We start from the raw sequence: 13,602 nt of genomic DNA, 5'->3' as shown, positions 1-13,602 counted from the left end.
TCGCCTTAGGCATTCTGTTAACATTGGACTTATGCTATAATAGGTAAAATTTTAGAAAGAGATGGTGACCAAATGACTGTCAAGACAAGCTTCTTAGGGAAACCCTTAGCCAATCCCCTCATGAATGCATCAGGGGTCCACTGTATGACGGTGGCCGAGATGGATGAGTTAGCACAAAGTGCGGCTGGAGCCTTCGTAACCAAGACGGCAACGCGGGACTATCGAGCAGGCAATCCCCAACCGCGTTATGTGGATGTGCCTCTGGGCAGCATTAACTCCATGGGCTTACCCAATGAAGGATTAGCTTATTACCTAGACTATTGCTTAGCGCGCCAGGATCAACAAGCCCTACAATTCTTGTCGGTAGTAGGTCTAAGCTACGATGAGATTGTTGAGAACCTGCGTACTATAGAGGCTAGCGCCTATCAAGGCGTGACAGAATTCAACTTGTCTTGTCCTAATGTTCCGGGCAAGCCTCAAATCGCCTATGACTTTGAATTGACAGAGCGACTCTTAACAGAAGTCTTTTCTTTCTTCACTAAACCGCTAGGGCTTAAGTTGCCGCCTTACTTCGACATTGCTCATTTTGACCAGATGGCAGCTATCCTTAATCGTTTTCCGCTGACCTATGTTAACTGCGTCAACTCCATTGGCAATGGTCTCTATATTGATGTAGATAAGGAGCAAGTGGTGATAAAACCCAAGGGAGGTTTCGGGGGTCTAGGTGGAGACTACATTAAGCCAACAGCCTTGGCTAACGTGCGGGCCTTCCATCAACGACTCAATCCATCTATTAAGATTATTGGCACCGGGGGTGTCAGAACCGGTCAGGATGTTTTTGAACATATTCTTTGTGGGGCTAGTTTAGTTCAGGTAGGGACGGCCCTTCACCAAGAAGGCGTAGGCATCTTTGAGCGTCTGGTCGCTGAGCTGGAGGCTATTATGGAAGCAAAGGGCTATAAGAGCTTAGATGATTTCAGGGGTAAATTACGTGAGATTGACTAAGTTTAGTAGATAAACAATCACCGAGCCCTTTGCTCTGCAGAGGGCTCGATGCTTGGGTTTAAGAGGCTAGTCCCCCTTGACAAAAGGACTTGAAATCCGTATAATATTCAGATGCAAGAGTATGCACTTTAGAAAGTAAATGCGGCTTGAAATCTTGTCCAAGCCGGTGTTTGAGGCCTAAACAACATGTAACGTCACTCCGATGAGTTGGTTCTGTTGTCTTTTTTTTGCGCTTCAAAGACCGAAAAATGTCATTTGTTAACAATTATCAATAATTGTAACCTTAATGTAAAGTGGTGTTCTTAGATTATATTATAGGGGTGAATCGCTTGAGTCATATCGTGAAATACGGTAAAAAAGCTGAGCGTCGAAGCTATGCGCGTATCGACGAAGTCTTAGAGTTGCCGAACTTGATTGAAATCCAAACGGATTCCTACAAATGGTTCTTGGATGAAGGGCTAAAAGTGATGTTCGAGGACATTTCGCCGATTGTCGATCATTCGGAGAACTTGGAACTTCATTTTGTAGACTATGAGTTCAAGGAAGCTAAGTATAGCTTAGAAGAAGCTCGTAGCCATGACGCTAACTACTCAAAACCAATCTATGTAACCTTGCGCCTGTTCAACAAAGAGACAGGTGAAGTCAAAGAACAAGAAGTCTTCTTTGGGGACTTCCCAATCATGACCGAAATGGGGACCTTTATTATCAACGGGGCGGAACGGGTTATTGTTTCCCAGTTGGTACGTTCTCCAGGTGTCTATTTCCACGACCGTATGGACAAGAAAGGCCGCCACAGCTATACTTCTACGGTTATTCCTAACCGTGGGGCTTGGTTGGAATTTGAATCAGATGCTAAAGGGATTGCCTACGTCCGCATTGACCGGACCCGGAAGATTCCATTGACTGTCTTGATGCGTGCCTTAGGTTTTGGTTCAGATGACGAGATTTATGATATTTTTGGCCAATCTGAGCTCTTAGACTTAACTATCGAGAAGGATGTTCACAAAAACATTCAAGACTCTCGTACGGAAGAAGCCTTGAAGGACATTTACGAGCGTCTCCGTCCAGGTGAACCTAAGACCGCAGAAAGCTCACGTAACCTCTTGGTTGCGCGCTTCTTCGACCCACGTCGCTATGACTTAGCACCTGTAGGTCGTTACAAGATCAATAAAAAGCTCCACCTCAAGAACCGTTTGGTTGGCTTGACCCTGGCAGAAACCTTGGTTAACCCAGAAACAGGCGAAGTACTCTTTGAAGAAGGAACGGTCTTGGATCAAGAACGTGTTCAAGCTTTGATTCCTCATTTAGAGGCTGGCTTGAATAAGGTAACTCTCTATCCTTCTGAAGATAGTGTGGTAGCTCAACCAATCGATTTACAAATCATCAAAGTTTATTCACCTAAGAACCCAGAGCAAGTGATTAACTTAATCGGCAACGGGAATATTGAGAAGATTAAGTGCTTGACGCCAGCTGACATTATTGCGTCAATGAACTACTATCTCTACTTAGACCAAGGAATTGGTGTTACAGACGATATCGACCACTTGGCTAACCGTCGTATCCGTTCAGTCGGTGAATTATTGCAAAACCAATTCCGTATCGGGCTATCCCGGATGGAACGGGTAGTGCGTGAGCGTATGTCGCTCCAAGACGTTGCGACCATCACGCCACAACAATTAATTAACATTCGTCCAGTGGTAGCGGCTATTAAGGAATTCTTCGGTTCCTCCCAGTTGTCACAATTCATGGACCAAGTTAACCCACTCGGGGAATTGACCCACAAACGTCGTCTATCAGCCTTAGGGCCTGGTGGTTTGACGCGGGACCGTGCCGGCTATGAAGTGCGGGACGTTCACTACTCTCACTACGGTCGTATGTGTCCAATCGAGACGCCAGAAGGTCCTAACATCGGGTTGATTAACAGCTTGTCTTCTTATGCGAAGATTAACAAGTATGGTTTTATTGAGACGCCTTACCGTAAAGTGGACAAATCGGTTACGCCACACCGTGTCACGACCGAAATTGACTACCTAGCAGCGGACGAGGAAGACTTGTATGTAGTAGCCCAAGCCAACTCTAAACTCAATGAGGACGGAACCTTCGCGAAGGACCTAGTTATGGCGCGTTTCCGTTCACAAAACATTGAGGTTAACGTTGACCAAGTAGACTACATGGACGTGTCACCAAAACAAGTTGTCGCTGTCGCGACTGCTAGCATTCCGTTCTTGGAAAACGACGACTCCAACCGGGCCTTGATGGGTGCCAACATGCAACGTCAAGCTGTGCCACTTATTAATCCGCAATCCCCACTGATTGGGACTGGGATGGAATATAAGGCAGCGCACGACTCAGGGGCTGCGCTCTTATGTAAACGCGCCGGTGAAGTGGTTTATGTCGATGCTAACAAGGTTCGCGTACGTACACCAGAAGGTGAAGTTGACGAATACCGTCTAACTAAGTTTGCGCGTTCTAACGCAGGGACCTGCTACAACCAACGTCCAATCGTAGAATTAGGCGACCAAGTTGATGCTTTAGAAATCTTAGCAGATGGTCCATCTATGCAAAATGGGGAAATGGCCCTCGGTCAGAACCCATTGGTAGCCTTCATGACTTGGGAAGGGTATAACTATGAGGACGCGGTTATCATGTCTGAGCGTCTAGTCAAAGATGATGTATATACCTCTATCCACATTGAAGAATATGAATCAGAGTCCCGTGACACCAAGTTAGGGCCTGAAGAAATTACACGCGAAATTCCAAACGTGTCCGAAGATGCCCTCAAGTACTTGGACAAAGACGGGATTATCTGTATCGGTGCGGAAGTAAAAGACGGCGATATCTTAGTTGGTAAGGTAACACCAAAAGGTGTGACCGAGTTGTCTGCAGAAGAGCGCTTGCTCCACGCTATCTTCGGTGAGAAGGCGCGTGAAGTACGTGATACCTCCTTGCGTGTGCCACACGGCGGGGGCGGGATTGTCCACGACGTTAAAATCTTTACCCGTGAAGCTGGCGACGAATTGGCACCAGGTGTCAACAAGCTGGTCCGCGTCTACATCGTACAAAAACGTAAAATTAACGAAGGGGATAAGATGGCCGGTCGTCACGGTAACAAAGGGGTTGTCTCCCTTATCATGCCGGAAGAAGATATGCCATTCTTACCAGATGGTACCCCAGTTGATATCATGTTGAACCCGTTAGGGGTTCCATCCCGTATGAACATCGGGCAAGTCCTAGAGTTACACTTGGGGATGGCTGCTCGCGAAATGGGCATCAAGATTGCAACACCTGTCTTTGACGGTGCTAGTGAAGAAGATGTCTGGGCAACAGTTAAGGAAGCTGGCTTAGAAGCTGACGCTAAGACTATCTTATATGATGGTCGAACCGGTGAACCATTTGACCGTAAAGTCTCTGTTGGGGTTATGTACATGATTAAGTTGGCCCACATGGTCGACGACAAGTTGCATGCTCGTTCAACAGGTCCATACTCTCTGGTTACCCAACAACCATTGGGTGGTAAAGCTCAATTTGGTGGGCAACGTTTCGGGGAGATGGAAGTTTGGGCCTTGGAAGCTTATGGTGCCGCTTATACCCTGCAAGAAATCTTAACCTACAAGTCTGACGACGTAGTCGGCCGGGTGAAAACCTACGAAGCTATCGTCAAAGGTCAACCAATTCCACGTCCTGGTGTACCGGAATCCTTCCGCGTCCTTGTTAAGGAATTGCAAGCCTTAGGTTTAGATCTCAAAGTTTTAGATGAACATGATCAAGAAATCGAATTACGCGATGACGACGATGAGGATGAAGTAATCAACTTCAATGCCCTCGACCGCTATAAGGCTGATCAAATGGCTCACCATCATGCAGCAGAAGCCGAAGATGAAGGTGAAGAACCAAAGGCTGAGATCAACCTTGACGAACAGGCAATCGCGGAAGACTTCATCGATTCAGCGGTTGAAGACGAACTCGATTCATTAGACTAAGTTTTAGGAGCCCCTAGCCTAGCAAGTCTAGGCTAGGCTGGCAATCCTAACAGAACAATACAAAAGAAAGAGGAGGTCAGCCCTTTGATCGATGTAAATAATTTTGAAGCGATGCAAATTGGCCTAGCGTCTCCAGAAAAAATTCGGAGTTGGTCCTATGGTGAGGTCAAAAAACCTGAAACTATCAACTACCGGACGCTAAAACCAGAAAAAGACGGCTTATTCTGCGAGCGCATCTTTGGTCCAACTAAGGACTGGGAATGTAGCTGTGGGAAGCTCAAACGAATTCGCTATAAGGGTCGGGTCTGCGACCGTTGTGGCGTCGAAGTAACGCGTGCCAAAGTCCGTCGCGAACGGATGGGGCATATTGAGTTGGCAGCGCCTGTCACTCACGTATGGTACTTCAAAGGAATCCCAAGCCGGATGGGCTTGGTCTTGGACATGAGCCCACGACTCTTGGAAGAAGTTATCTACTTCGCTTCATATGTTGTAATCGACAGCGGTGACACCCCATTAGAACGCAAGTCTCTCTTGACTGAGATGGAATACCGTGAGAAAAAACGCGAATACGGTGACCGTTTCTATGCCAAAATGGGGGCAGAAGCCATCAAGGAATTGTTGGATGCTGTTGATTTAGAAGCAGAATGTGCGGAATTAAAGGAAGTGCTCAAGACCGCTACAGGTCAAAAACGGATGCGGGCGATTCGTCGCTTGGACATCTTAGATGCCTTCCGTTTATCAGGCAACAAGCCATCATGGATGGTCTTGGATGTGCTGCCGGTTATTCCACCAGATATTCGTCCTATGGTCCAATTAGAAGGTGGCCGGTTTGCAACAAGTGACTTGAACGATCTCTATCGTCGAGTAATCAACCGTAACAACCGTCTCAAACGTCTCTTGGACTTGGGCGCACCAAACATTATCGTTCAAAACGAAAAACGTATGTTACAAGAAGCGGTCGATGCCTTAATCGATAACGGTCGTCGTGGCCGTGCCGTAACAGGTCCAGGTAACCGCGCACTCAAGTCTCTCTCTCACATGTTGAAAGGGAAGCAAGGTCGTTTCCGTCAAAACCTTTTAGGGAAACGGGTCGACTACTCTGGTCGTTCGGTAATTGTCGTGGGGCCAAACCTCAAGATGTACCAATGTGGTTTGCCAAAAGAAATGGCCATCGAACTCTTCAAGCCTTTCGTTATGAAAGAATTGGTGGAACGTGGTATTGCGGGCAACATTAAGAATGCTAAACGTATGATTGAAACTCAAGACACAGCCATCTGGCCAGTGATTGAAGAAGTTATCAAGGAACACCCAGTTCTCCTCAACCGGGCACCTACACTTCACCGTTTGGGAATCCAAGCCTTCGAACCAACCTTGGTTGAAGGTCGGGCAATTCGCTTGCACCCACTGGTCTGTGAAGCCTACAACGCCGACTTTGACGGTGACCAAATGGCCGTTCACGTCCCATTGTCTGAAGAAGCTCAAGCTGAAGCACGCTTGCTCATGTTAGCGGCGCAAAACATCTTGAACCCTAAAGATGGTAAGCCAGTTGTTACCCCATCTCAGGACATGGTCTTGGGGAACTACTACCTGACCTTGGAAGAGGCTGGGCGTATTGGTGAAGGTTTGGTTGTAAGTGATGTCTCTGAAGCAGAGATTGCTTACCAAAACGGCTACGTTCACCTCCACACTCGGATTGCGATTCCTGCTAAGGCTTTAGTTGGTAAGCCATTCACTGATTGGCAAAAGGAACGTCTCATGGTAACGACCGTTGGGAAATTGCTCTTCAACGAAATCATGCCTCCAGAGTTCCCTTACCTCAATGAGCCTTCACACGAGAACTTAACTGAGAAGACACCAGATAAGTACTTCTTAGAAGCTGGAGTAAATGTACCAGAAGCGATTGCGGCGATGGACTTAGTCCCACCATTTAAGAAGAAAGACTTAGGGCGCATTATCGCGCAAGTCTTCAAACGTTTCAAGATTACCGAAACTTCTGTTATGTTGGACCGCATGAAGAACTTGGGTTACAAGTTCTCAACTCGTGCCGGGATTACTGTAGGGGCGGCCGACGTATTACGTCTGGAATCTAAGGGTGAAATCTTAGAGAAAGCCCACAGCCGTGTTGACAACATTACCAAGCAATACCGTCGTGGTTTGATTACAGACGACGAGCGTTACGAATCCGTTATTCGGACATGGGAACAAGCTAAGGATCAAATTCAAGAAGAATTGCGTAAGTCCTTGCCACGCTTGAACCCAATCGCGATGATGTCTGACTCCGGGGCCCGTGGTAACATCTCTAACTTTACCCAGTTAGCTGGGATGCGGGGGAACATGGCGGCGCCATCTGGTCGAATCATTGAATTGCCTATCACCTCTAACTTCCGTGAGGGTTTGTCTGTCTTGGAAATGTTTATCTCGACCCACGGGGCACGTAAAGGGATGACCGATACGGCCTTGAAGACCGCCGACTCTGGTTATTTAACTCGTCGTTTGGTTGACGTGGCGCAAGATGTCATTATCCGTGAAGATGACTGTGGTACTGACCGTGGTATGACCGTTCGTGCCATTATGGATGGTAACTCCGTCATTGAATCTCTGGAAGAACGTTTGATTGGGCGTTACGCACGTAAAACGGTTCGTCACCCAGAAACTGGTCAAGTATTAGTAGAAGCTAACCACATTATTACGGAAGACATGGCAGATGCCATCGTGGCAGCAGGGATTGAAGAAGTAACCATTCGTTCAGTCTTCACCTGTGATACTAACCACGGGGTATGTAAGAAGTGTTATGGTCGCAACTTAGCGACTGGTTCTGAAGTGGAAGTCGGCGAAGCAGTGGGTACCATTGCCGCTCAATCCATCGGGGAACCTGGTACCCAGTTGACCATGCGTACCTTCCACACCGGTGGGGTTGCGGGTGGTGGCGATATCACCCAAGGTTTGCCACGTATCCAAGAAATCTTCGAAGCTCGTCATCCAAAAGGGCAAGCAACGATTACTGAAGTGGCTGGGATTATTGAATCAATCGTTGAAAAAGAATCTGACCGTAGCCGTGACATCACGGTTAAGGGTGTGACCGATACCCGTACTTACAATGTGCCTTACACTTCCCGTCTCAAGGTTGCGGAAGGCGACAGCGTAGAACGTGGTCAAGCCTTAACTGAAGGTTCAATCGATCCTAAGGAATTACTCCGCGTAACCGATGTCTTGACCGTAGAAAACTACTTGCTCCGCGAGGTTCAAGCTGTTTATCGTGGTCAAGGGGTAGAAATCGGAGACAAACACGTCGAAGTAATGGTTCGTCAAATGTTGCGTAAGGTTCGCGTTATGGACCCTGCTTCAACTGACATCTTGCCAGGTGCCTTACTGGATATCTCGGACTTCGCTAAGGCCAACACCAACGCTATTCAAGCCGGTGAAGTGCCGGCGACAGCTCGTCCAGTCCTCATGGGGATTACCAAGGCCGCCTTGGAAACTAAGTCCTTCATCTCTGCTGCATCCTTCCAAGAGACGACTCGTGTCTTGACTGATGCTGCTATCCGCGGTAAGAAAGACGCGCTCCTTGGTCTTAAGGAGAACGTTACAATTGGTAAGTTGATTCCAGCCGGGACCGGGATGACCCGTTACCGTAAGTTAGAAACCAACATCCAACCGCCTATTGTCGAAGCAGAAGACGAAGATATTGAATTAGAAAATCAAGCACCTGCTAAGGCCTAGGCCTTCAAGTGCTGAGCCAATAGGCTGGGAAGATTCCCAGCCTATTTTTTTACGCTGACAAAATTATGAAATTTTTTAGAAATATCAAGTGATGAGATAGAATATTGCGCGAAAGATAATGGAACCGATTCTGAAGAAGTTCCGAAAAGATTCAATATAAAGCGAATAATATGGCATAAAAATCATTTAATTTTCGAGTGTGTCAGTGTTATTTTGCGGGTGGTATGCTATAATAGAGGCAAAGGGAGGTGCTCACATGGTAACAAAAGAGCTGATTCAACAACGCGCTGTTTTCCTAAGTACCCTTTGTCGAGATTTGGAGCAGGAGTCCTGGGTAAGAGGTTTTTTTCTAGCTGGCCACACGCTTCAAGGTCAGGACGATCCCTACTCAGATATCGATCTCCGTCTCATTGTCATCGACAAAAAAGCCAAGCGTCAAGTCTATGAATGGTTGGCGACCTGGTCACCTGATTTGCTCTTTATTGAAGAACTAAATGACGTCAATGCCTCCTTTTACTTTGAGCATTTTATCAAGTTGAAAGTGCTGGCCTACTATGCTTCAGAACTTGAGCCAAGTATCTGGTTCAAACAAATTCAAGTCGTTTGGGACCCAGAAGGCATGATTGAACCGATGCGACAATCTTCCTTGGCCTTGGAATTGTCAGTCACTCAGGCCATGATTGACCACTATCTGACCAAGTACTACGCCCACCTCCATACCTTATGCAGAGGTATGATGCGAGGCGAGATTAACTACTGCATGCAATGTATCTTGATGATGCGCAATATTCTGTCGGCCCTCTGGTGCTTGGAAAAGGGCCACTTGCCCAACGATATTGGCGACTGGTCTCGCTATGAAGGCGCCCGCTCAGTTCTCAGCCAAGCCCAACAGCAATGGATGCAGAAGGTGATTTCGCTGGACAAGCAGTCGGTCCGTCATTTCTGTTTGGATTCCAATCAACAAATCAAACAGGTTTTGGTACGTTTTGGCTATGATACCCACCAGTTTGACCGGCTGACCCTCCATGTCTTGGAAGAAACTCACTAATTGGCTTATTCTCTTACGCCCACCTAGCTTGCTGTGCCAATCGGATGCCCCCGTATTGGTCCGCTAGCTAGGTGGTTTACTTGTCTCCCGCTATTTTTATCTGCTTAGGTGAAAAAGTCATGACATTTAGGCTTTTTTCAGGTACAATAAAGACGTATGGGCTTTTTTGATAAGAGCCGTCAAGACAGTACTAGGAGGAAATTAAATGACTGAACAATATCAAGATGTCCAGGCTGAACTTAACGACCAGCTTTTGGTTCGTCGTGAGAAAATGGCCCAAATGGCAGAAGCGGGCGTGAACCCTTTTGCGGCGGGCTTTAGCCGGGACCATTTATCTGCCAAAATCTTGCACGACTACAGTGAGATTGACAAAGAAGCCTTAGAAGAAAAGAAAATCCCGGTTCGTGTGGCAGGCCGTATGGTCTCCAAACGTGGTAAGGGTAAGGCTGGTTTTGCCCATCTCTTAGACATGGATGGCAAGATTCAAATCTACGTCCGCCAAGATTCAGTAGGTGAAGATAGCTACCAATGGTTTAAGGCAGCAGACTTGGGCGACATCGTCGGCGTTGTGGGTTATGTCTTCAAGACCAATACAGGTGAACTTTCGGTATTCGCTCAAGAATTCCACCCCCTAACCAAGGCTTTACGTCCTCTGCCAGACAAATACCATGGCTTAACTAATGTAGAGCAACGTTACCGTCAACGTTACTTGGACCTTATTAGTAACGAAGAAAGCCGCGAACGCTTTATCTTGCGTTCTAAGATTGTGCGCGAAATCCGTCGTTTCTTAGACGACCAAGGCTACTTGGAAGTTGAAACACCAGTTCTGCACACCATCGCGGGTGGGGCAACCGCTCGTCCATTCGTAACCCATCACAATGCCTTGGATATGGAGCTCTATCTCCGCATCGCGACTGAGTTGCACCTCAAACGCTTGGTAGTCGGTGGGATTGAGAAGGTTTATGAGTTAGGGCGGATCTTCCGTAATGAAGGGATTGATACCACCCACAACCCAGAATTTACCACTATCGAATGTTATACGGCTTACCAAGTTTATACAGATGTCATGGACTTGATTGAAGGCATGCTGAAGAATGTAGCTGAGCGTGTCCTTAACAAGACTAGCTTGGAGTATCACGGTCACACCATTGAGTTAGGTCAACCTTGGGCGCGTCGCCATATGGTAGACTTGATTAAGGAAGTTACAGGTGTGGACTTCTGGCAAGCTATGGACTTCGACCAAGCCAAAGCTTTGGCTAAAGAGCATGGTGTGGAACTCAACGACCACGACACCACTGTGGGTCATGTCATCAACGCCTTCTTCGAAGAGCACTGTGAAGATAAGTGTATCCAACCAACCTTCGTTTACGGACACCCAGTGGAAGTATCACCATTGGCGCGTAAGAACGAAGAAGACCCACGCTTCACTGACCGTTTTGAGCTCTTTATTGTAGGGAAAGAATACGCCAACGCCTTCACAGAGTTGAGCGATCCAATTGATCAACGTCAACGTTTTGAAGCGCAAATGGAAGAAAAGAACAAGGGTAACGATGAGGCTCAACCAATGGATGATGAGTTCATTGAAGCGCTGGAATATGGGATGCCACCAACCGGCGGTTGGGGCTTAGGGATTGACCGTCTGGTAATGCTCTTCACGGGCGCTACTGCTATCCGCGACGTCCTGCTCTTCCCAACTATGCGCCACCATTCATAAAATAAGTGTATCAAAAGAGGACTTATATATAAGTCCTCTTTTTTTACTTGAAGTAAGAGGAGGTTTTATCGAATCTACTTGGAAATTAGAGCTATAAACACGATAGTTAGGAGCTTTACCCGCACTCAAGAATACCCTTACAAAAAATAGTTGACACGAGTCAAAAATGCGTGTAAAATGAATTCGTAAACAATTGTTAGCGTTTTCTGTTTTGAGGAGGAGTATTGATGAAGGACACATTATTTCATCAACGGTTAAGAGAAAAAGGATTCTTAATCTTAACCCATCGTGGTATGAGAGGAGGAAACATCCCTGAAAATACGATAAAGTCTACTCAGTTGGCCTATCAGTTAGGCTCAGATTTAGTAGAGGTAGATATTGCTCGTTCTAAAGATGGGGTCTACTATTTGTTCCATCATAACAACGAGAAAAGATTACTAGGGGTAGAAAATGGCTCGTTAGAAAAATTGACTAGTGCTGAGATTGATGCACTCGCTTATTTGAACGGGATTGGTGATGATTCGGGATATCATCTAGAGAAGCTGAGTGATTTTCTTGCTTGGTTACCAGTTGATGGGCTGGTTAACATTGACCGTTCATGGTTTTATTGGGACGACCCAGCTTTTATGAGACTATTTGTAGATACACAAACACTAGATCGCGTATTCTTCAAAAGTCCACTAGAAGATGAACTGTTGGCTAAGTTGAATTCGCATAGACTCGATGTGTTTTACATGCCGATTTTACGCGAGCAAATGGACATGTCCTATTTTGATGCTTATCCTTATGTTCACTGTATTGGAGCGGAGTTATTGCCGACAGAGGAAAATTCACCTCTGCTTGCTGCTGATTGGCGATCTTCGCTCCGTGAAGCTGGATACCTAGTGTTACTTAACGGTATTAATATTGGAGTAAGACACAATCTTTTTTATCAATTTGACGAGGACCAAGCCGTTCTCAATCCATCAGAGGGATGGGGACATATTGTGGCACATCGTCCAGATGTTATTCAAACAGACTGGCCATTTCTGCTCGCAGCTTATCGCCAGAACTGCCAAAAATAAGGAGGATTAAAATGTTTAAGAAGTTAAAGATGTTGTTTGCTGGGTTAGCAGTATTCTCAACGGTTGCAAGTGTTACTGCAGTTCAAGCTGAAGCAGACAAGTCGCAAGAGCTCGTTGTTTACTCGAATGCAGTATCTAGCGGACGTGGTGATTGGTTAATTGAAAAAGCTGCAGAAGCAGGGTTTAAAATTAAAATTGTTGAAGTTCCCGGTGGGGAAATTGCTGATCGATTAATTGGGGAAAAAAATAATTCAATTGCAGATGTAACTTTTGGCTTAAATGTTATCGAATACAATAAGCTTAAAAAAGAAGATGTTTTGAAACCATATAAGCCGGCTTGGGCAGATGAAGTAACTGAGGGGCTCGCAGACCCAGACGGAAACTATTGGCCAATTACGGTCGTGCCATTGGTTTTGATGGGGAATGAATCGCAAACTATGCCGAAAGACTGGACTGATTTAACAGATCCTAAGTACAAAGATCAGTACGGGATTTTTGCTCTCTCAGGTGGGACGCCAAAAATGATTTTGGCTAGTATCCTAGCGCGTTACGCAGACAAAGATGGTGAGCTTGGAGTATCAGAAGAAGGATGGGAAGTAGTTAAGAAATATATTCAAAATGCCCATATCTATACTGAAGGGGAAGATCACCGCACTGCCATTATTGAAGGTAAGTACAAGTACGGTCAAATGTGGGGGAACGGCTTACTTCAACTAGAGAAAGAACGCAACGTTAAAATGCAGTTTATGCAACCAGAAATCGGGATGCCTTTCGTTTCTGAACATTTAGGGATTGTTAAAAACTCTAAGAAAACAGAATTAGCTGAGGAATTCATCAATTGGTTCGGTAGTGCCGAAACACAATTGGCTTGGAGTAATCAATTCGGTACAATTCCTGCGAATAAGAAGGCTTTGGAAAAAGCTCCAGATTATGTTAAAGAGTTTGCTTCAAAGACTAAACAACAAGATATTGACTGGGAATTTGTTGGTCAACACATTGACCAATGGGTTGAAAAGGTTACCCTAGAATTTATCCAATAATCAACGTTTAGGCTATAAACAAGAAGAGGAG

At 46.1% G+C, this 13,602-nt stretch carries 5 protein-coding genes and 2 pseudogenes; all 7 read left to right on the top strand.

The window, feature by feature from the left end:
- The first annotated feature begins 72 nt into the window (after window positions 1-72).
- A complete protein-coding gene (locus RWO08_RS06905; RefSeq protein ID WP_291430584.1) occupies window positions 73-1,005 on the top strand; it encodes a dihydroorotate oxidase in 933 nt (310 codons plus the stop codon).
- 320 nt (window positions 1,006-1,325) lie between these two features.
- A pseudogene (rpoB, locus tag RWO08_RS06900) lies at window positions 1,326-4,806 on the top strand (DNA-directed RNA polymerase subunit beta); the annotation flags it as partial.
- A gap of 263 nt (window positions 4,807-5,069) precedes the next feature.
- A pseudogene (gene rpoC / locus RWO08_RS06895) lies at window positions 5,070-8,627 on the top strand (DNA-directed RNA polymerase subunit beta'); the annotation flags it as partial.
- Between the two features lie 334 nt (window positions 8,628-8,961).
- Window positions 8,962-9,753, top strand: coding sequence for a hypothetical protein (locus tag RWO08_RS06890; protein WP_291430582.1), 792 nt, complete (start codon window positions 8,962-8,964; stop codon window positions 9,751-9,753).
- 205 nt (window positions 9,754-9,958) lie between these two features.
- On the top strand, window positions 9,959-11,467 hold the full coding sequence (lysS, locus tag RWO08_RS06885) for a lysine--tRNA ligase (protein WP_291427526.1): 1,509 nt from the start codon (window positions 9,959-9,961) through the stop codon (window positions 11,465-11,467).
- A gap of 227 nt (window positions 11,468-11,694) precedes the next feature.
- Window positions 11,695-12,531 (top strand): glycerophosphodiester phosphodiesterase family protein, encoded by an 837-nt coding sequence (locus tag RWO08_RS06880; RefSeq protein ID WP_291427527.1) that lies wholly within the window; start codon window positions 11,695-11,697, stop codon window positions 12,529-12,531.
- An 11-nt stretch (window positions 12,532-12,542) separates the two neighbouring features.
- Window positions 12,543-13,571: an extracellular solute-binding protein gene (locus RWO08_RS06875; RefSeq protein ID WP_268443415.1), complete on the top strand. Its 1,029-nt coding sequence runs from the start codon at window positions 12,543-12,545 to the stop codon at window positions 13,569-13,571.
- The last annotated feature ends 31 nt before the right edge of the window (window positions 13,572-13,602 follow it).

This window comes from uncultured Abiotrophia sp. (genome assembly GCF_963520105.1).
In the GTDB taxonomy this organism is placed as follows: domain Bacteria; phylum Bacillota; class Bacilli; order Lactobacillales; family Aerococcaceae; genus Abiotrophia.
Note: the sequence above shows the minus strand (reverse complement) of the source record. Positions and strands in the feature narration are given on the sequence as shown.